At 63.7% G+C, this 19468-nt stretch carries 21 protein-coding genes; 7 read left to right on the top strand and 14 right to left on the bottom strand.

Translation table 11 applies throughout. The annotated features are described in order from the left end of the window. Position 1: 1 nt before the first annotated feature. From pcnB to hda, 3 genes are all read right to left on the bottom strand, one after another. Positions 2 to 1591 carry a polynucleotide adenylyltransferase PcnB gene (gene pcnB / locus RMET_RS14605; protein ID WP_011517460.1) on the bottom strand — a complete coding sequence of 530 codons (1590 nt, stop codon included), beginning with the start codon at positions 1589 to 1591 and terminating at the stop codon, positions 2 to 4. 1 nt (position 1592) lies between these two features. Next, a complete protein-coding gene (locus RMET_RS14600; protein WP_011517459.1) occupies positions 1593 to 2267 on the bottom strand; it encodes a histidinol-phosphatase in 675 nt (224 codons plus the stop codon). Positions 2268 to 2390: 123 nt separating this feature from the next. Beyond that, positions 2391 to 3098, bottom strand: a complete 708-nt coding sequence (gene hda / locus RMET_RS14595; protein ID WP_011517458.1) for a DnaA regulatory inactivator Hda — start codon at positions 3096 to 3098, stop codon at positions 2391 to 2393. A 192-nt stretch (positions 3099 to 3290) separates the two neighbouring features. On the opposite strand from hda, the gene purM reads away from it, so the two are divergent. Beyond that, positions 3291 to 4343, top strand: coding sequence for a phosphoribosylformylglycinamidine cyclo-ligase (gene purM, locus RMET_RS14590; protein ID WP_008641981.1), 1053 nt, complete (start codon positions 3291 to 3293; stop codon positions 4341 to 4343). A 71-nt stretch (positions 4344 to 4414) separates the two neighbouring features. On the opposite strand, the gene RMET_RS14585 is transcribed toward purM, so the two are convergent. The 3 genes from RMET_RS14585 to mutL form a co-directional block, all read right to left on the bottom strand. Continuing rightward, the gene (locus RMET_RS14585) at positions 4415 to 4906 is read right to left on the bottom strand and encodes a GNAT family N-acetyltransferase (protein WP_011517457.1); all 492 of its coding nucleotides are present in this window, start codon (positions 4904 to 4906) and stop codon (positions 4415 to 4417) included. A 64-nt stretch (positions 4907 to 4970) separates the two neighbouring features. Continuing rightward, positions 4971 to 5918 (bottom strand): tRNA (adenosine(37)-N6)-dimethylallyltransferase MiaA, encoded by a 948-nt coding sequence (gene miaA / locus RMET_RS14580; RefSeq protein WP_011517456.1) that lies wholly within the window; start codon positions 5916 to 5918, stop codon positions 4971 to 4973. Between the two features lie 16 nt (positions 5919 to 5934). Beyond that, the gene (gene mutL, locus RMET_RS14575; RefSeq protein ID WP_011517455.1) at positions 5935 to 7902 is read right to left on the bottom strand and encodes a DNA mismatch repair endonuclease MutL; all 1968 of its coding nucleotides are present in this window, start codon (positions 7900 to 7902) and stop codon (positions 5935 to 5937) included. A 136-nt stretch (positions 7903 to 8038) separates the two neighbouring features. Between mutL and RMET_RS14570 the strand changes: the two genes are divergently transcribed. Beyond that, on the top strand, positions 8039 to 8686 hold the full coding sequence (locus tag RMET_RS14570; RefSeq protein WP_029310040.1) for a VTT domain-containing protein: 648 nt from the start codon (positions 8039 to 8041) through the stop codon (positions 8684 to 8686). Between the two features lie 30 nt (positions 8687 to 8716). Here the strand turns inward: RMET_RS14570 and RMET_RS14565 are convergent, their stop codons facing one another. Both RMET_RS14565 and murJ read right to left on the bottom strand, forming a co-directional pair. After that, entirely contained in the window at positions 8717 to 9565 is an 849-nt protein-coding gene (locus RMET_RS14565) for a SirB1 family protein (protein ID WP_011517453.1), read from the bottom strand. Positions 9566 to 9578: 13 nt separating this feature from the next. Next, on the bottom strand, positions 9579 to 11129 hold the full coding sequence (gene murJ / locus RMET_RS14560) for a murein biosynthesis integral membrane protein MurJ (RefSeq protein ID WP_008644966.1): 1551 nt from the start codon (positions 11127 to 11129) through the stop codon (positions 9579 to 9581). A 388-nt stretch (positions 11130 to 11517) separates the two neighbouring features. Here murJ and rpsT point away from each other — a divergent pair, with 388 nt between their 5' ends. Then, positions 11518 to 11784, top strand: a complete 267-nt coding sequence (gene rpsT / locus RMET_RS14555; protein ID WP_008644962.1) for a 30S ribosomal protein S20 — start codon at positions 11518 to 11520, stop codon at positions 11782 to 11784. A 181-nt stretch (positions 11785 to 11965) separates the two neighbouring features. On the opposite strand, the gene RMET_RS14550 is transcribed toward rpsT, so the two are convergent. After that, positions 11966 to 12271 carry a DUF3579 domain-containing protein gene (locus tag RMET_RS14550; RefSeq protein ID WP_029307183.1) on the bottom strand — a complete coding sequence of 102 codons (306 nt, stop codon included), beginning with the start codon at positions 12269 to 12271 and terminating at the stop codon, positions 11966 to 11968. A gap of 435 nt (positions 12272 to 12706) precedes the next feature. Here RMET_RS14550 and argF point away from each other — a divergent pair, with 435 nt between their 5' ends. Together argF and ppnP are read left to right on the top strand one after the other, a co-directional pair. Continuing rightward, positions 12707 to 13630 carry an ornithine carbamoyltransferase gene (argF, locus tag RMET_RS14545; protein WP_011517450.1) on the top strand — a complete coding sequence of 308 codons (924 nt, stop codon included), beginning with the start codon at positions 12707 to 12709 and terminating at the stop codon, positions 13628 to 13630. A 94-nt stretch (positions 13631 to 13724) separates the two neighbouring features. Next, on the top strand, positions 13725 to 14036 hold the full coding sequence (gene ppnP / locus RMET_RS14540) for a pyrimidine/purine nucleoside phosphorylase (RefSeq protein WP_008644958.1): 312 nt from the start codon (positions 13725 to 13727) through the stop codon (positions 14034 to 14036). Positions 14037 to 14093: 57 nt separating this feature from the next. Here the strand turns inward: ppnP and murB are convergent, their stop codons facing one another. Beyond that, positions 14094 to 15104 (bottom strand): UDP-N-acetylmuramate dehydrogenase, encoded by a 1011-nt coding sequence (gene murB, locus RMET_RS14535; RefSeq protein WP_011517449.1) that lies wholly within the window; start codon positions 15102 to 15104, stop codon positions 14094 to 14096. A 134-nt stretch (positions 15105 to 15238) separates the two neighbouring features. On the opposite strand from murB, the gene RMET_RS14530 reads away from it, so the two are divergent. Further along, complete coding sequence (locus RMET_RS14530; RefSeq protein WP_011517448.1) at positions 15239 to 15724, top strand: YajQ family cyclic di-GMP-binding protein; 486 nt, start codon at positions 15239 to 15241, stop codon at positions 15722 to 15724. Between the two features lie 56 nt (positions 15725 to 15780). Here the strand turns inward: RMET_RS14530 and RMET_RS14525 are convergent, their stop codons facing one another. The 3 genes from RMET_RS14525 to RMET_RS14515 all read right to left on the bottom strand — a co-directional run bounded on the left by RMET_RS14525 (position 15781) and on the right by RMET_RS14515 (position 17328). Beyond that, positions 15781 to 16221, bottom strand: coding sequence for a DUF192 domain-containing protein (locus RMET_RS14525; protein WP_008644952.1), 441 nt, complete (start codon positions 16219 to 16221; stop codon positions 15781 to 15783). A 155-nt stretch (positions 16222 to 16376) separates the two neighbouring features. After that, a complete protein-coding gene (locus RMET_RS14520) occupies positions 16377 to 16577 on the bottom strand; it encodes a hypothetical protein (protein WP_008644951.1) in 201 nt (66 codons plus the stop codon). A 106-nt stretch (positions 16578 to 16683) separates the two neighbouring features. After that, the gene (locus tag RMET_RS14515) at positions 16684 to 17328 is read right to left on the bottom strand and encodes a pseudouridine synthase (protein WP_011517446.1); all 645 of its coding nucleotides are present in this window, start codon (positions 17326 to 17328) and stop codon (positions 16684 to 16686) included. A gap of 238 nt (positions 17329 to 17566) precedes the next feature. Between RMET_RS14515 and icd the strand changes: the two genes are divergently transcribed. Then, the gene (gene icd, locus RMET_RS14510) at positions 17567 to 18817 is read left to right on the top strand and encodes an NADP-dependent isocitrate dehydrogenase (RefSeq protein ID WP_011517445.1); all 1251 of its coding nucleotides are present in this window, start codon (positions 17567 to 17569) and stop codon (positions 18815 to 18817) included. A gap of 405 nt (positions 18818 to 19222) precedes the next feature. Here icd and RMET_RS14505 read toward each other — a convergent pair whose 3' ends face one another. Next, a complete protein-coding gene (locus RMET_RS14505) occupies positions 19223 to 19432 on the bottom strand; it encodes a cold-shock protein (protein WP_008644945.1) in 210 nt (69 codons plus the stop codon). Between the last annotated feature and the right edge of the window lie 36 nt (positions 19433 to 19468).

Here is a 19468-nt window from a genome sequence, read left to right as displayed (position 1 = left end):
GTTATTCCTCCGGCTGGGCGCGGCGGGATTGTGCGACGGCCTGACCTCCTTCTGCCGAATCCGCCTCGCTGCGGGAAGACACTTTATCTGATTTCCGCGGACCGCGTCGGCGACGCCGTTTGCGGGCCGGCGCATCGCCTTCCGCACCTTCCACGCCTTCGCCAGCTTCCGGTTCGTTTGCGCCGCTCTGTCCACCCTGGCCGCCCTGGCCACCCTTGCCACCCCTGGAACGGGCCGGGCGCGCGGCCTCGATCATCGCTTCGCGCTCATCGGGGGGCGCGTTCTGGAAGTCGGTCCACCACTGGCCCAGTTCGGCCGCCTGTTCCCCGGCTTCGCAGCGCAGTTGCAGGAAATCGTAGCCGGCGCGGAAGCGCGGCGATTCCAGCAGGCGGAACGGCATGCGGCCAACGCGCTTCTCGAAACGCGGCTGCATTCCCCAGATATCGCGCATGTCGGTGACAAAGCGGCGCTGGATGGCAAGCTGGCCGGTCTGCTTTTCCAGCACCTGATCCATCGCGGTGTTGAGCGCGGCGATCGGGTGCTCGCCTTGCTCGCGCAGCTTGTTCCAGCGCTGCAGCACGTGGTGCCAGAGCAGCGATGCGAACAGGAAGCCCGGAGAAACCGGCTTGCCGGCCTGCACGCGGCGGTCGGTGTTGTCGAGGGCGAGTTGCACGAAGCGCTGGCCCATCGGTTGTTCCAGCGCGACGTCCAGCAGCGGCAGCAGGCCCTTGTGCAGGCCCGCCTTGCGCAGTTCCTGCAGCGAGGCCCACGCATGGCCGGACATCAGCAGCTTGAGCATTTCGTCGAACAGGCGCGCGCTGGGCACATTGTGGATCAGCGAGGCCAGACCGACGATCGGCTCGCGGGTGTGGTCGTCGATCGAAAAGCCCGTCTTGGCCGCAAAACGCACCACGCGCAACATGCGCACGGGGTCCTCGCGATAGCGCGTGACCGGGTCGCCGATCATGCGCAGCGTGCGCGCGCGGATGTCTTCCATGCCGTGATGGTAGTCATGCACGGTCTGCGCGGCCGGATCGTAGTACATCGCGTTGATCGTGAAGTCGCGGCGTTCCGCATCCTCGGCCTGCGTGCCCCAGACGTTGTCGCGCAGCACGCGGCCGCTGGCGTCGATCGCGTGGGTCTTGCTGTCGAGTTCCGCGCGCTTGAGGCGGCGGCCTTCGGGCAGCGTCTCGCTGGCGACGGCATCGACCAGCGCGCGGAAGGTCGAGACTTCAATGATCTCCTGCTCGCGGCCGCCGTAGAACGTGACGTGCACGATCTGGAAGCGCCGGCCGATGATGCGTGAGCGGCGGAACAGCGCTTGCACCTGCTCGGGCGTGGCATTGGTTGCCACGTCGAAGTCCTTCGGCTTGATGCCGAGCAGCAGGTCGCGCACGGCGCCACCCACGATGAAGGCCTGGTAGCCGGCCTGCTGCAGGGTGGAGGTCACCTTGACCGCGTTGCGCGAGATCAGCGCCGGGTCGATTCGGTGTTCGTCAACGCCGACGACGCGCGCCGCATGGGCGCGTCCAGTGCGGCGCTGCTTGGGCCCCGGCTTGCCAAGCAGCCGGTTGATGAGCTTTTTGATCACTTCAGAACAGATCCATGATGCGCCAGCCGGCCGAGGCTGCATGGGTGCGCAGGCGATCGTCCGGGTTGGCGGCCACCGGCTCGCTGACTTTCTCGAGCAGGGGCAGGTCGTTGGCCGAGTCGCTGTAGAACGTCGTCGAGCCGAAGTCGTCCCAGCGGGCGCCCAGGCCCTTCAGCCAGCTTTCCACGCGGGTGATCTTGCCTTCCCGGAAGCTCGGCACGCCGAATACTTCACCGGTGAAGGCGCTTTCCGGCTTGCCGTCGATGGTCTCAGGCTCGGTGGCGATCAGGTGCTTGATCCCGAATGCCTGGGCGATCGGGGCCGTCACGAAGCTGTTGGTGGCAGTCACCACCGCGCACAGGTCGCCGGCTTCCAGGTGCTTGTAGACCAGCGCGCGGGCCTGCGGCGTGATGACGGGTTCGATTACCTCGTGCATGAAGCGCACACGCCATTGATCCAGGCGGTCGCGCGGATTGGCGGCCAGCGGGGCCAGCGCGAAGCGCAGGAATGCCCCGATGTCGAGCGTGCCAGCCTTGTATTGGCTATAGAACTCATCGTTCTTGCGACGATACGATTCCTCGTCGACGACGCCCATGCGAACTAGGAAGCGGCCCCACTCATGGTCGCTATCGGTGGGGATCAGGGTGTGGTCGAGGTCAAACAGTGCCAGATTCATGGGCGGCGATTTTACATGAGAGTGCAACAGGCAGTCGGGGCCGGGAGCCGGCCTTGCCAGCCCGGCGGTGTCCTGAGCCCGGACCGGGCGGATTTCGTGCCAGTCAGGCCGGCGGGGCGTCGGTTACTCCCGGAATTCGGCGAACATTTCCCGCAGCAGCGGCAGCGTCACCGCGCGTTTGCGTTCGAGTGAGTAGGTGTCGAGTGCGTCCAGCAGCGCCATCAGGCTGGGCATGTCACGGTAATGGCGTGTGACGAGCCAGTGCGGGATTTCGGGCGACAACTGCAGGCCACGCTCGCGTGCGGCTTGCAGGAGCGCGGCCATCTTGTCCTCGTCCGAGAGCGATTCCACCTGGTATACCAGGCCCCAGCCGAGCCGGGTGCGCAAATCTTCACGTACCGGCATGGCCCGCGGCGCCAGGCCCCCGGCCACCACGAGCGCGCACCGCACATGGGCGCGGACCTCGTTGTACAGTGAGAACACCGCGATCTGGCGGGCTTCGTCGAGCAATTCGACGTCGTCGACCGTATAAATCTGGCACGACGGATCGAACATGAAGTCGGACAGGGCGTGGTGCGGGCTCAGGTACCGGCAATTCAGGCCGGTGTGCAGCGCGGCGTCGCATACGGCATGCAGCAGGTGCGTGCGGCCGGAGCCGATCTCGCCCCACAGGTAGATCAGGCGGTCCGTGGCCTGCTCGCGCGCGACAAGGCCAGGCAGTTCGCGCAGGCGCTGCACGGACTCGCGATTGGCGGCCACGAAGAAATTCTCGAATGTGGACGGCGGCGGGCTGCCCAGTTCGAGCGAGAGCTGCTTTTGACGCGGTGACATGACGAATGCGTTACTTGCCCGATTCTGCGGCTGACGGAGAGTGACCGCGATAGCTGGTCGCCGGGAGCCTGTATCCGTTAAAATTGCGATTTTACTGGACTCGAGCCCGCCTTCTACGCCAGATTTGGCGAAAAGCGCGTCAGCCGAGCGCCGGAATCCACACTTCACCTCCTCAAAGACAAGCAGGTTCTCATGAGCGCATCCCCGACCGCCGGCCAGGCAGGCCTTTCCTACCGCGATGCCGGTGTTGACATCGAAGCCGGCGACGCGCTGGTTGATCGAATCAAGCCGTTTGCCAAGCGCACCATGCGCGAAGGCGTGATGGCCGGCATCGGCGGTTTCGGCGCGCTGTTCGAGCTGTCGAAGAAGTACCAAGAACCGGTCCTGGTTTCTGGCACCGACGGCGTGGGCACCAAGCTCAAGCTGGCGTTCCAGCTCAACCGCCATGACACGGTGGGCCAGGATCTGGTGGCAATGAGCGTCAACGACATCCTCGTGCAGGGTGCCGAGCCGCTGTTCTTCCTCGACTACTTTGCCTGCGGCAAGCTGGATGTGGAAACCGCGGCCACCGTGATCAAGGGCATCGCCCACGGCTGCGAACTGGCTGGCTGCGCGCTGATCGGCGGCGAAACCGCTGAAATGCCGAGCATGTACCCGGACGGCGAATACGACCTGGCCGGTTTCGCGGTCGGCGCCGTGGAAAAGAAGAAGATCATCGACGGCAGCACGATCACCCCGGGTGACGTGGTGCTGGGCCTGGCTTCGTCGGGCGCGCATTCGAACGGCTACTCGCTGGTGCGCAAGATCATTGACGTGGCCCGCCCGAACCTGGACGCGGACTTCCACGGCCAGCGCCTGCAGGACGCCATCATGGCGCCGACGCGCATCTACGTGAAGCCGCTGCTGTCGCTGATCGAAACGCTGCCGGTCAAGGGCATGGCCCACATCACTGGTGGCGGCCTGACCGAGAACGTGCCGCGCGTGCTGGCCGACAACGTCACCGCCGTGATCCAGCGCGACGCCTGGACGCTGCCGCCGCTGTTCCAGTGGCTGCAGGCAGAAGGCCGCGTGGCCGACGCCGAAATGCACCGCGTGTTCAACTGCGGTATCGGCATGGTCGTGATTGTGGCGAAGGAAGACGCTGAACGCGCCATCCGCCACCTGCAGGCGGCCGGTGAGGCCGTGTGGCAGATCGGTGAGATCCGCGAGCGTGCCGAAGGCCAGGCGCAGACCGTGGTGGTCTGATCAGCCTTGCTGACGTACCAACAAAAAGCCCGGCCGAGAGGCCGGGTTTTTTGTTTTCTGGGCGTCAGGGATCACGCACCCAGCTTCGTCAGCGCATCGCCCGTCACGCGGCAGATGCGCCAGTCCGGCATCACGTCGGCACCCATCGCGCGGTAGAAATCGATCGACGGCTGGTTCCAGTCGAGCACCGACCATTCGAAGCGGCCGCAGCCGCGCTCCACGGCCAGCGCCGCCAAGTGCTTGAGCAGGGCCTTGCCCAGCCCGTGCCCGCGCCATGCCGGGTCGACGAACAGGTCTTCCAGGTAGAGCCCCGGCTTGGCCAGGAATGTCGAGAAGTTGTGGAAGAAAAGCGCGAAGCCGACCGGCAGCTTGCCGCTTTCCGTATCCACTTCGAGAATCACAACCTCGGCGCCCGGATGCGCGCCGAACAGCGCATCGCAGAGCTTCTGCGGCGTGGCTTCCACCAGATGCGTGAGCTTCTCGTATTCGGCCAGCGCCGAAATCAGGTTGTACAGGGTCTCGCTATCGGCGGGGGCGGCGGGGCGGATGGTGAACGTGGTCATCTGGGGCGGGCGGCAAGCAGGCCAAAAAGGTTTGAGCGACGATTATCGTCCACTCCGCACGCCGTCACCACCCCGCCGCGTCGGCAACCCTTGCAACGTAGTCCGGCGCCAGGCAGTCGATGCCAATGCGCTCCGGGGTGCTGCGCAACCAGGTCAGCTGTCGCTTGCACAGCTGGCGCGTGGCGGCGATGCCGCGCTCACGCATCGTGGCGAAGTCGCAGTCGCCATCGAGGTATTCCCACACCTGGCGATAGCCCACGCAGCGGATTGACGGCAGACCCAGGTGCAGGTCGCCGCGCGCGCGCAGCCGCTCCACTTCCTCGATCAACCCGCCCTTGAGCATCGCGTCGTAGCGGTCGGCAATGCGCGCGTGCAGCACGGCGCGGTCCGACGGCTCCAGGGCGATCACGCGGTAGCGTGCGTCGGCCGCGCCGGTGAACGTGCGGGCGTCGGCCTGCCGTGCCAGCAGCGCGGACATCGGCTGACCGCTGAGGCGATGAATCTCCAGCGCGCGCTGGATGCGCTGGGCATCGTTGGGCGCGAGCCGCGCCGCCGTGATGGGGTCGACCTCGGCCAGCATCGCATGAAGCGCCGGCCAGCCTCGCTCCGCCGCCAGCGCGTCGAGTTCCGCGCGCACCGTGGCATCGGCCTGAGGCAGGTCGTTGAGCCCTTGCGTTAGCGCCTTGTAATAGAGCATCGTGCCGCCGACGATCAGCGGCGTGCGGCCGCGTGCGCGGATCTCGCCGATCAGCCGCTCGGCGTCGGTCATGAACTGCGCCGCCGAATAGCTTTCGAGCGGATCGATGATGTCGATCAGGTGATGCGGCACGCTGGCCAGTTCCTCGTGCGTGGGCTTGGCCGTGCCGATGTCCATCTCGCGATAGACCAGCGCTGAATCGAGGCTGATGATCTCGACCGGCGTGCGTGCGGCCAGTTCGAGCGCGGCCGCCGTCTTGCCCGATGCGGTGGGGCCGAGCAGGCAGACGACGGGCGGGTGGGACTGTACGGACATCTTGAAGCTGGGGAGATTACTGGCCGCGCAGGAACAGGCGGTCGAGTTCCGCAACCGTCAACTGCACCCATGTCGGGCGGCCGTGGTTGCACTGGTCGGCGCGCTCGGTCTGCTCCATCTGGCGCAGCAAGGCGTTCATCTCTTCTACGGTCAGCTTGCGATTGGCGCGCACGGCGCTGTGGCAAGCCAACGTGGCCAGCAATTCATTCTGGCGCTCGGCCAGCACGCGCGAGCCTCCGTAGGCCTGCAGGTCGCGCAGCACGTCGCGTGCCAAGGCTTCGGTATCGGCCTGCTTGAGCAGCGCGGGAATCGCGCGCACGGCGAGCGTCGTGGGGGATACGGGCTTGATGTCGAAGCCGAGCAGTTGCAGCGTTTCCTGGTGTTCTTCGGCCGCGCCGATTTCCACCGGACTGGCCGGCAGCGTGACCGGAATCAGTAGCGGCTGCACCGCCAGTTCGCGCGCCTCAAGGGCGGTCTTGATCTGTTCGTACAGGATGCGCTCGTGCGCCGCGTGCATATCGACCAGCACCAGCCCCCGGGCGTTCTGCGCTAGCACATAGATGCCGTGCAACTGCGCCACTGCGTAACCGAGCGGATGATCATCGTCGCCTTCGCCTGCCGCGGGCAGGGTGGAAGGCTGCAGCGGTTGCTGCGGTAATCGGTCGAGCAGGCCCGGCGGTTCGTCTGCGCGTGCCGCCTGTGCGTCGGCCAGCCATGCGGGCGGCTGCGGCGACGGTTGCCAGGGCCGCGCGCTACCTTGCCCGGCGGCGTCGCGGACCATGCCCAGATAGGCTTGGCGCGGCTGTGCGATACCAAGCTCGGTCTGGCGGCCTGCCGAATAATTGACCCACTGCGGCGCGGCTCCCGGCGCACCCGGCGCGCCGACTGGGCGGGCCGCAGGCATCGAAGGCCGTCCTGCCTCATCGGCGATCTCCGAATGCAGGCTGTCGCCTTGCTCGCCGGCCTGGCGTGCAAGGCATCGCTGCACTGCGTGATAGACGAACTGGTGCACCGCACGCGATTCGCGGAAGCGAACCTCGATCTTGGACGGGTGAACGTTCACGTCGACCAGTTCGGGCGGCAGGTCCAGGCAGATCACATACGATGGGAATCGGTCCCCATGCAGCACGTCCTGATAGGCGCTGCGCACGGCATGGTTGAGCAGCTTGTCGCGCACGAAACGGCCATTGACGAAGAAATACTGCTGGTCAGGCCGGCCTCGCGATGCAGTGGGTAGCCCGGCAAAGCCATAGAGGTGCAGCGCGTCGGCCTGTTCGTCGAGCGGCAGGCGGGCGCGTGCGAAGTCGCTGCCGAGCACCTGCGCCGTGCGCGTGGCCACGTCGCCGGCATTCCAGTGCTCCAGCGGCTTGCCGTTGTGATGCACCGAAATCGTGACGTCGGGCCGTGCCAGCGCGGCGCGGCGGATCATCTCCAGGCAATGCCCCAGCTCGGTTTGTTCCGATTTCAGGAACTTTCTACGGGCTGGCGTGTTGAAGTACAGGTGCTGCACGTCGATCATCGTGCCAACTCCGCCTGAAGCGGGTTGCAGATGGCCGGTGTCCGCGCTGATCTGGGTGGCGTGCGTGGCGGTGGCCGTGCGGCTGGTCAGCACGAGATGGGAGACCGAGGCAATCGAGGCCAGCGCCTCGCCGCGGAAGCCCAGTGTCAGGACCGATTCGAGTTCGTCCAGCGAGGCGATCTTGCTGGTGGCGTGGCGCATCAGCGCGACGGGTAGTTCGTCGGCGGGGATGCCGCAGCCGTTGTCGGTGATGACGATGCGTCTCACGCCGCCTTCCTCGAGCCGGATACCCAGTTGCGTGGCGCCGGCGTCGAGTGCGTTCTCGAGCAGTTCCTTGACGACCGACGCGGGCCGTTCCACCACTTCACCGGCGGCGATCTGGCTGATCAGCTGGTCCGGCAGCGGGCGAATGGGGCGGTTGGGTTGGGCGGTGCGAGGATGGGTACGGTCGGCTTCGGCAGGCATGTGGGCGATTATACGTGCGCGAGGACACGAATTCGGCACAGTCCGGGCACTTTTCCGGGCGCCAGGTGACGGATCAAACCGGGCGCTCTTGTATGATGTGGACCTTCATTGAATGGGGACAAATTTGGATACCGCATTGCAACTGCTCGACATGGTTCTCCATGTCGACAAATTCCTCGGACAGTTCGTCCAGGACTATGGCGTCTGGGTCTACGGCATCCTGTTTGCGATCGTCTTTGCCGAGACGGGGCTGGTGGTGCTGCCCTTCCTGCCGGGTGACTCGCTGCTGTTCATTGCCGGCGCGATGTGCGCGACGGGCGCGATGAACGAATGGGTGCTGGCGGGGCTGCTGCTGTTGGCGGCGGTGACCGGCAATACGGTCAACTACATGGTCGGTAGCTGGATCGGGCCGAAGGTATTCGATCACCAGTGGCGATTCCTGGACCAGAAGGCGCTGCTCAAGACGCACATGTTCTACGAGAAGCATGGCGGCAAGACGCTGGTGATGGCACGTTTCATCCCGATCGTGCGCACGTTCGCGCCGTTCGTGGCCGGCGTGTCGCAGATGACGTTCGCGCGATTCCAGCTGTTCAATGTGATCGGCGCGGTGATCTGGGTGTTCGGCCTGGTATTCGCCGGCTACTTCTTCGGCAACCTGCCGTTCATCAAGCAATACCTGAACCTGATCGTGCTGGCTGGTATCGGCGCGGCCGTGGTGCCACTGGTGCTCGGCGGGTTGTGGAAGTTGGTGCGCGGCAAGGCGCGCGATACGCGCGCTTCCTGAGCGCAGCAGGGCCGGATGGGCCAGCAGCCGTTAGTTGAGGCTGCGGCTCATCATCCGCAAGGCTGGCATCCGATCGCGAATCTGCGTGGAGTCGGCCGCATCCGGGCGGGCCTGGACATAGGCTTCCAGATCCTCCAGTGCCGGGCGGAAGCATTCCAGGTTGGCATACGCCAGCCCCCGGTCGCGTACTTCCTCGATCGAGTCCGGCAGCAGGATCACCAGGCGGTTCTGCACCGCCAGCAGCCGCTGCCAGCGTGACTCCTGCAAATAGATCGCCTTCAAGTTGCGTAGCATCCGCGCGATGATCTCGCGATGGCTGGCCGTTTGCAGAAACAGGCCGAGCGGCACTTCGCTCGAATTAGTGATCCCCTCGCGCTCGAGGTAGGGGTCGAGCATTTCCTGCAACTGTTCCTTCGAAAGCGTCTCGCCAGTCAGCGGGTCGAGCACAACCTCGCCCGCCGGAATCGTCATGCGAACCAGAAAGTGGCTGGGGAAGGCAACACCCTTGAGCGGCAGGCCGATCTGTTGGCCGAGTTCCATGTAGAGGATGGCCAGCGAGATCGGAATACCCCGGCGCTGCTTGAGCACCATGTTCAGATATGAGTTGTCCGGATCGTAGTAGTCGTTCGCGTTGGGGCCGAAGCCGAGATCGCGATAGAAGAAATGATTGAGCAGGCGCAGGCGCTGGATGGCCGCTGTTCCCTCCGCGATCCGGCGCTTCAGGCGCAGGGCCAGAACATCCAGGGCTGCCAGTTCGGCTTGCAGGTCCAGGTCAGGATAGGCGTCCTGGGCGATCGCCAGCGCGGTCTCGGTGAGCGGGATCGCGTCGTCGTCGGCCACGAGGCTGGCGAAGTAGTCCAGGACTTTCGTGGAGGTCATGGCGGGTTCCTGACTAGCCCGCGCGGCGCCGGAAGGAGGAGTAGCGCAGGCCCATGAGCCACAGTGTACCGAAGTAGACCGTCGCCGCAAGTACCAGGCAGGCGCCCATCAGCGCGATGCGCAACCCCGGGGTGGCGCCCAGCGCGATCCAGTCGAAGTTGCGTGCGAACCAGAGCAGCATGCCCGACAGGATCAGCATCGCGGCCACCAGTCGCAGCAGGAACAGGCCCCAGCCCGGCGCCGGGTGGTAGTAGCCGCGGCGGCGCAGGCCATAGAACAGCAGCAGGGCGTTCACCGTGGCGCCAAAGCTGATCGACAGCGGCAGGCCCGCGTGCTGGAGCATCGGCACGAACACATAGTTGGATGCCTGCGTGATGATCAGCACGAGAATGGCGATCTTGACCGGCGTCCGGATGTCCTGGCGGGCGTAGAAGCCCGGTGTCAGGATCTTGATCAGAATCAGCGCAAGCAGCCCGACGCCGTAGGTGGTCAATGCCTGCTGCGTCATCTCGACCGCATGGGCGTCGAACCGGCCATAGTGGAACAGCACGGACGTGATCGGCGTGCCGAACAGCATCAGTCCGGCCGCGCACGGCAGCGCCAGCAGGAACGTCAGGCGCAGGCCCCAGTCGAGCAGGCCAGAGTATTCCTCGCGATTGTCCTCGGCGCTCGCCCGAGACAGGCTCGGCAGCAGGATCGTGCCGAGCGCGACGCCCAGCAGCGCGGTGGGGAATTCCATCAGCCGATCGGCATAGGTGATGTACGACACCGCGCCGGCTCCGAGTCGCGACGCGATATTGGTATTGATGATCAGGCTGATCTGCGCCACCGATACGGCCAGCAGCGCCGGCAGCATTTGCGTGATCACGCGGCGCACGCCAGGGTTTGCCCAGGCGGCGCGCAGGTTGAGCGACACACGCGGCATCACGCCGAGCTTGCGCATCGCGGGTACCTGAATCACCAGTTGCAGCACGCCGCCGACCAGAACGCCCCATGCCTGCGCGTAGATCGGCTGGCTCATGTGCGGGCCCACGAACAGGGCGGCCACGATCAGGCAGAGGTTCAGCAGGACGGGCGTGAACGCCGGCACGGCGAAGTTGCGCCAGGTGTTCAGGATGCCCGAGGCCAGGGCCACCATCGAGATCAGGCCAATGTACGGGAACATCACGCGCGTCATGAAGACGGCGGCGTTGTAGGTTTCGGAGTCACCACGGAAGCCGGTGGCGACCACGGTCATGACGATCGGCGCGCCGATCACCCCGAGCAGCGATACTGCGGCCAGCACCCAGGTCATCACCGTGGCCACGGCATCGACCAGGCTCATGGTCTCGTCATGGCCGCGCTTGCCGTGGTACTCGTTCAGGATCGGCACGAAGGCCTGCGAGAACGCGCCTTCGGCAAAAATGCGGCGCAGCAGGTTGGGAATGCGGAACGCCACATTGAAGGCGTCGGTCATGTCCGAGGCGCCAAAGGCACGGGCGATCAGGATTTCGCGCACCAGACCGGTGATGCGGGAGAGCATCGTCAGGCTGCTGATGGTGGCAAGCGCTTTGAGCAGGTTCAAGATGAGAATTCGGGGAAGCGTGAGGCCGGCGTGCGGTCTGCGCCGGGGCGGCAAACGGGTTTGAGACGCTCGGCCGGCCGTAAAGTTGCCGCGACACCACGCTTCCTGCGCGGCTGCGACTGCTCATGTGGCGGGTATTATACGGATGCAGCCTTGCGGATCGACCGTGACTTGGCCCCGTACGGCAGGGTAGGGGCGGGCGTGGCGCGACAGGTACTGGTTGTTCTTGCCTGTCCCGTTGCGATGTGTGTATAATCGCCGATTCGCAAGGACAGTCGCGTTCCGGATTCGTTTGTCCGAACATCCCGGGTCGCAGATGTGACTTAATTGTTGCGTCCCATTTTGTTGCGTCGCCCCGGGCGCGCATTCTGAATTCAGGAAGAGATACATGGCAAATTCCGCACAAGCTCGCAAGCGCGCGCGCCAAGCCGTCGCCGCGAACGCCCACAACTCCAGCCTGCGCTCGCGCCTGCGTACCGCCGTCAAGGCTGTTCGCAAGGCTATCGACGCTGGTGACAAGGCCGCTGCTGCTGAGATCTACAAGCAGTCGCAAGTCGTGATCGACAGCATCGCCGACAAGAAGATCGTGCACAAGAACAAGGCTGCACGTCACAAGTCGCGCCTGTCGGCCGCCATCAAGGCCATGGCTGCCTGATAGCTGCCTGGGTCACTCCGGTGACCCTGTGGTACAAAAAAAGCTCGTCATTGCGACGAGCTTTTTTTGTTTTCGGCTTCTGATCCCGGCTTCGGATCCGCCTTCCTTCCTCTTGCTTCCTATTAGGTTTGCCTGATGGCACTGTCCGGGCCGCGCTTGTCGCGACCCGTGACCCCGTCGCTTAGTCGCCGACCGAGCAGGCTTCGACGACCTGGAGGTTGTTGTCGCGCGCGAAGTTCAGGACGAAGTCGAGCGCCTTGGGCTCGATATCCCGCAGCCGGGTGTCCACCACCACGTTCTTGACCCCGGCCACGATCATCGGTCGCACATACGGTGAGTAGGTCAGGCGAGGGTCGCCGGTGTCGCCCTCGGGGCGAAATTGCGCCATCACCCCGCACAGTCGCTCAGCCCAGTCGCTCGGGCGGAAGGTCTTGCCTTCCTTGGTCACACCTTGGATGAAATATTCGCGAACTTGGGGGGTCGTCATGGGACTGCGGGGATCTGCTTGGTGACTCGACGGTAAACCCGCTTCAACGGGCGCCCGTTTGACGCATCCGGAGCGCGAAGGTTCTCGCTCTCCGGGCTGGAGCAGCAGGGCGGTGGTGTCGGCGGGGGCACTTTTGATGCCGGCGGCGGGCGGTGGCATGGGTATGCCGGGCCCCGCGTGAATCAGCGAGTATTATATCTTATATAAGAGTTGCGCATAGCGGGAAATCCTGTCGGAAACCTGTCAATGGCGGCCCGGGCGCGTGCCGCCGGCGGGCGCTCCGGGCTCGCCAAAGCAGGAATAATCCCTTATGATTCTTGCAATTACATTGCGTAAGCGACGCGAAAGGCGGCTCCGCGACACGCTCTGGCCCTGAAGGATCGCCCAGTCTGGCGTCCGGGCCACGTGTCCAAACCGAGCCGCCTTATTTGTTTTATGAGCCCAACCCCGATCAAGCATTACCTCCAGTTCAGCGATCTCAGTGCCGACGAGTACGAGTACCTGCTGGACCGCGCGCGGATCCTCAAGGCGAAGTTCAAGAACTACGAAACGTGGCACCCGTTGCATGACCGCACGCTGGCCATGATCTTCGAGAAGAATTCCACGCGCACGCGCCTGTCGTTCGAAGCCGGCATCCACCAGCTCGGCGGTCACGCGGTGTTCCTGAACACCCGCGATTCGCAACTGGGCCGTGGCGAGCCGATCGAGGATGCCGCCCAGGTGATCTCGCGCATGGTCGACATCATCATGATCCGCACGTTCGGACAGGAAATCATCGACCGCTTCGCCAAGCACTCGCGCGTGCCGGTGATCAACGGGCTCACCAACGAATACCACCCGTGCCAGGTACTGGCCGACGTGTTCACGTACATCGAACAGCGCGGCACCATCGCCGGCAAGACCGTGGCGTGGATCGGCGATGCCAACAACATGGCCTACACCTGGATCCAGGCCGCCGAGCGCCTTGATTTCACGTTCCATTTCTCGGCGCCTCCGGGCTATCAGCTCGATCCGGCGATGGTGCCGGACTGGGCCGCATCGCGCGTGAAGGTGTTCGATAATCCGCTCGACGCCTGCCAGGGCGCGCATCTGGTCACCACCGATGTGTGGACCAGCATGGGCTTCGAGGCCGAGAACGATGCGCGCAAGCGTGCATTCAAGGATTGGATGGTGACGACCGCGATGATGGATCGCGCCGCGGACGACGCCCTGTTCATGCACTGCCTGCCCGCGCACCGTGGCGAGGAAGTGGAAGCGGCGGTGATCGACGGCCCGCGTAGCGTGGTGTGGGAAGAAGCCGAGAACCGTCTGCACGTGCAGAAGGCGCTGATGGAATACCTGCTCTGCGGCCGCTACTAAGCGCCTGCCGGAGCTGATCAAAGGGGGCCGTCCAGGCTCCCTTTTTTACGCCCACCGATTTAATAATGAAACCCGAAGACTCGAGGAGATTGAGATGAGCCAGTTCGACAACGTATCCGTGGTCAAGAAGGCCAACCTGTATTTCGATGGCAAGTGCGTTAGCCATACGGTGACCTTTGCCGACGGCACCCGCAAGACGCTCGGCGTCATTTTCCCGGCCGCGCTGACGTTCAACACCGGTGCGCCAGAAATCATGGAAATCAATGCCGGCGTCTGCCGCGTGCGTCTGGCGGGTTCGGACGAGTGGAAGACCTATGGCGCTGGTCAGCAGTTTGACGTGCCGGGCAACAGCAGCTTCGATATCGAAGTGACCGAGACCCTGGATTACGTCTGCCACTTCGGTTAAGCCGTACCGAGAATTTACCCCTCTTCCACAACGTGGGAGAGGGGAGCAAGACACCCTCTACAGAATCACCGGTTCCGGCTCGATCCGGACCCCGAAGTGCGCCTGCACCGCGTCTGCGATGCGGTTAGCCAGCGCTAGCAGCGCCGCCCCAGTTCCACCGCCGTGGTGCACCAGCACCAGTGCTTGCTTGCCGTAGACGCCCACCGGGCCGTCGTCGACACCCTTGAATCCACACTGGTCGATCAACCAGCCTGCGGCCAGCTTGTAGCTGCCATCGGGTTGCGGATAGCTGACGAGGGCAGGGTGGTCGGCCAGCAGGGCATTGCGCAGCGAGGCGTCGACGACCGGATTCTTGAAGAAGCTCCCGGCGTTGCCGATCTTTGCCGGATCCGGCAGCTTGCGCGAGCGGATCGCAACGATCGCGTCGCGGACTTGCGCTGCATCGGGCGTGCTCACACCTTCCAGTTCACGCGTCAGCTCGCCGTAGTTCAGTACCGGTTGCCAGGCCTTGGGCAGCCGCAGTGTGACCGCCGTGATGATGTAGCGGTCGCGGCCTTCGCGCTTGAACAGGCTGTCCCGGTAGCCGAACGCGCATGTGTCCAGGTCGATCGTGACGAAGTCGCCGGATTGCCGGTCATAGGCACGTAGCCGGGCGAAACGTTCGCGCAACTCCACGCCGTATGCGCCAATGTTCTGGATCGGGGCGGCGCCGGCCGTGCCCGGGATCAGCGCCAGGTTTTCCAGGCCAGGCATCCCTTCGTCGATCGTGCGGTTTACCAGCCCGTGCCAGGTTTCCCCGGCGCCGGCCGTGACGAGCCAGCTGGCATCATCCTCCGCCACGTCGTACCCGGGGATCTCCATCAGCAGCACACATGCATCGAGATCGCCGGTCAGTACCACATTGCTGCCGCCACCGAGCACGACGATGGGCAGATTGTCGATCCGATGGTCGGACAGGGCCGAAACCAGGTCCGATTCGTTGCGAATATGGACGGCTAGGCGCGCGCGCGCATCGAACCCGAATGTATTGTGGGTGCGCAGGGGATAGAATTCGAGGAAATCTGCCATGCAAGGACGGGAAAAGCGGGCGCCGAAGCGGCGAAATGGCCTCCCCGGACTGAGAGGCAGGCCCGATTATACGTAACCGTTACGGACCGGCCGCCGCTAAGTGCCAGCGGCCATGCAATACCAGGAGAATTGAAATGCCGTCGTTTGACGTAGTGTGTGAAGCCAATATGGTCGAAGTGAAGAACGCCGTGGAGCAGGCCAACAAGGAAATCTCCACGCGTTTCGACTTCAAGGGTTCCGATGCCCGGGTCGAGCAGAAGGAGGGTGAGCTGACCGCCTTTGCCGATGACGATTTCAAGCTGGATCAGGTCAAGGACGTCCTGATCAACAAGATGGCCAAGCGCAACGTGGACGTGCGCTTCCTGGACTACGGCAAGGTCGAGAAGATCAGCGGCGACAAGGTCAAGCAGGTCATCACGATCAAGAAGGGCGTGACCGGTGATCTGGCCAAGAAGATCGTGCGCATGATCAAGGACAGCAAGATCAAGGTCCAGGGCAGCATCCAGGGCGATGCGGTGCGCGTATCGGGCACCAAGCGCGACGATCTGCAGGCGGTGATCGCCATGCTGCGCAAGGACGCCAACGAGGCGCCCCTCGACTTCAACAACTTCCGCGACTAAGCGCGTCGCAGCCCGCAACCACCCAACTCGCGGGCTGCCTTACAGCGCTATTGAGGCTACTTCGGCTGAGGTAGTCCGCCGATCTTCGCGCCCGGCTTGAGGCCCTTCTGGGCAAACCATCCCTTGTTCATTTCCAGCGCGTAGCGCACGGCCGCGCGCGGGCAGTGATTGTCCTCGGTCTGCGGCTTCATTTCCTCGATGTTCACGATGCTGCCGTCATCGGCCAGGAAGGCGATCGACAGCGGCAGGTCGGTGTTCTTCATCCAGAAACAGTGGCCGGCCTTATCCTCGAACACGAACAACATGCCGGCGTTGGCTGGCATGTTCTTGCGGAACATCAGGCCGCGTTCGCGCGCCTCGGGCGAGGCTGCCACCTCCGCCTGGATGGCATACATGCCAGCGGTCAGCGGAATCACGGGCAGCGCGCTTTGTGCGTGGGCGAGCGTGGCCAGCACCGTGGTGCCTGCGGCCAGCAGAGTCTTGATCATGCGATGCATGGCGTTATCGGAAGTGAGAGGGTCGACTGCAGCCGAGAGCATAGCGCAGCGCGCGTGCGTCAGTCGTTCGCGCAATAAAAAAGGCAGGCCGTCGAAACGTGCCTGCCCTTCGCATGAGCGCCGGACCGATGCCGGCGAGTCGCGCGCGAACCGCCTTACTGAGCAGCCGGAGCCGAAGCTTCAGTCTTCTTCGAGCTATGCTTCTTGCTGCTGTGATGCTTCTTGCTGGTGGACTTCGCGGGCTTGGCTTCCTTGGCGGCCGGTGCAGCAGCATCAGCAGCGGCGGGAGCCGAAGCCTGGGCGAAAGCGCCGGTAGCGAACAGACCAACAACCAGGGCAGCGATCAGTTTTTTCATTTGCGAGTACCTCGAGAATTTGTGTCCAGCATTTGGTGAGTGCGACGCGTAGTAGAACGTGTCACTCGAAAAAACGAAGCGGCAAGGCTGGCCGTTGACGCCATATTTACTTGAATTTGTAACTGCGTCTTGCCGGTCCCGATGTGGGCGCGCGCTCAGGTCTTGCAGTCGAAACATGCGGATTGCCGCTTGAAAGTCCTAGTCTCGAGACATCTGTTTCGCACCATTGGCCGGGCATCAGTCCCAGCTCCGGCAGTTTCAGATTGCCAATAGATATGCGGACGAGTCGAAGCGTGGGGAGCCCCACCGCGGCAGTCATGCGGCGCACCTGTCGGTTCTTGCCTTCGCGAATCGACAACTCGATCCACGTAGTGGGAATGGCTGCGCGATAGCGGATCGGAGGATGGCGCTCCCACAACCATGCCGGCTCATCGACGACGCGCGCCTTTGCTGGCAGCGTCTTGAAATCTCCCAGGTCCACGCCGGTGCGAAGGGTGGCAAGCGCAGCCTCGTCTGGAACACCTTCCACCTGAGCGAGGTACGTCTTGACGAGCTTGTGTCGCGGATCGGCGATGCGTGCCTGCAGCGCGCCATCGTCGGTGAGCAGCAGCAGGCCTTCGCTGTCGGCATCGAGCCGGCCGGCAGGATAGACACCAGGCACATCGACACAGTCAGCCAGCGTCGCGCGCGAGGGGTGCGCTGAGAACTGGCTCATGGTCTGGTAGGGTTTGTTTAGCGCGATCAGGGTCATGGGCGCGAAGTATGCACGAGCCGCCGAATCATTTGGCGTGCCCACGGCGTTTATGCATAATATGCGGATGCTCTTGGGTCTTATATAAGACTGACATGAAATGCCGAGCGAGATGTGATCGCGGCCGGTCACGTGGCGAACCCGATTCGCCCGTTACAATGCCTTGCACGACACAATCGCATTGCCGGGCTCTGCGGCCTGGTGCTGTCCTTACCCCCATCCGCAGTTGGAGACAAATATGTATCAGCACATCAAGGTGCCGGCAGGCGAGAAGATCAAGGTCAACGCCGATCTTTCGCTGAACGTGCCGGATAATCCGATCATTCCCTACATCGAAGGTGACGGCACGGGTGTCGATATCACCCCGGTGATGCTGAAAGTGGTGGATGCCGCCGTGGCCAAGGCGTATGGCGGCAAGCGCAAGATCTCGTGGATGGAGATCTACGCGGGCGAGAAGTCGACCAAGGTCTATGGCCCGGATGTGTGGCTGCCGGAAGAGACCATGGAAGTGGTCAAGGAATACGTGGTGTCGATCAAGGGCCCGCTGACCACGCCGGTCGGTGGTGGCATCCGCTCGCTGAACGTGGCACTGCGTCAGCAGCTCGATCTCTATGTCTGCTTGCGCCCGGTGCGTTATTTCAAAGGCGTGCCGTCCCCGGTGCGCGAGCCCGAGAAGACCGACATGGTGATCTTCCGCGAGAACTCGGAAGACATCTATGCCGGCATCGAGTGGGAAGCCGAAAGCGAAGGCGCGAAGAAGCTGATCGCCTTCCTGCAGAACGAAATGGGCGTGAAGAAGATCCGCTTCCCGGAAACGTCCGGCATCGGCATCAAGCCCGTCTCGAAGGAAGGCACGCAGCGCCTGGTGCGCAAGGCGCTCCAGTACGCGATCGACAACGACAAGCCGTCGGTGACGCTCGTGCACAAGGGCAACATCATGAAGTTCACCGAAGGCGGCTTCCGCGACTGGGGCTATGAACTCGCGCAGCAGGAATTTGGCGCGGAACTGGTCGATGGCGGCCCGTGGTGCAAGTTCAAGAATCCGAAGACTGGCCGCGATATCGTCGTCAAGGACGCTATCGCCGACGCATTCCTGCAGCAGATTCTGCTGCGTCCAGCTGAATATTCGGTGATCGCCACGCTGAACCTGAACGGTGACTACATCTCCGACGCCCTGGCCGCCCAGGTGGGTGGCATCGGCATCGCACCGGGCGCGAACATGTCCGATTCGGTCGCCATGTTCGAAGCCACGCACGGCACCGCGCCGAAGTATGCAGGCAAGGACTACGTGAATCCAGGTTCGGAAATCCTCTCCGCGGAAATGATGCTGCGCCACATGGGCTGGACCGAAGCGGCCGACCTGATCATCCGCTCGATGGAGAAGTCGATCCAGTCGAAGAAGGTCACGTACGACTTCGCCCGGCTGCTAGAAGGTGCGACGCAGGTGTCGTGCTCGGGGTTTGGTCAGGTGATGATCGACAATATGTAAGCGCGACGGCCACTCCGCCGGAGACAGAAAGCCCCGCAGATGCGGGGCTTTTTCACGTCTATTGGCTGACGGAGATCACCCGATCGTCGCGGCGCTGGCCTGATAGCGAAATTCGATTAGGGCAAGGTCTTCGGTCCTTGCGTTGCGGATAGTCAGCCGCGAAGACGCCCAGCGGGTGAGCGGTCTGAATATCGACGGACGGTGGGAGTGAGGCGAGGGGCGGAAAGCAGAACGCCCGGCACGAGGCCGGGCGCTCCATCGGATGCGTGGCGTACCGCCAAAAGCAGCGTGCCGCTGGCCGGCATTGCCGTACCGTGGCACTGGATCCCGTTCCGCGGGGGTACATCCCCCCAGCATCCTGACGGACTGACGCGGCTCTGCGGCCGGTTCGGTCGCGGCGCACTCTTACTGGTTCGCGTCCTGGATGTTCGTAGCTTGCTTGCCCTTCGGGCCTTGCACGATTTCGAACACCACACGCTGGCCTTCCTTCAGCGTCTTGAAACCCGACATCTGAATTGCCGAAAAGTGCGCAAACAGTTCTTCCTCGCCGTCGTCCGGCTTGATAAAGCCGAAACCCTTGGCGTCATTGAACCATTTGACGATACCGCTTGCCATAAACTCCCCCAACGAAAAAGCAGATTTCAAGCGGGG

The organism is Cupriavidus metallidurans CH34, assembly GCF_000196015.1.
GTDB lineage: Bacteria > Pseudomonadota > Gammaproteobacteria > Burkholderiales > Burkholderiaceae > Cupriavidus > Cupriavidus metallidurans.
The sequence above is the reverse complement of the archived record's forward strand: the minus strand, read 5'-3'. Positions and strand labels throughout refer to the sequence as shown.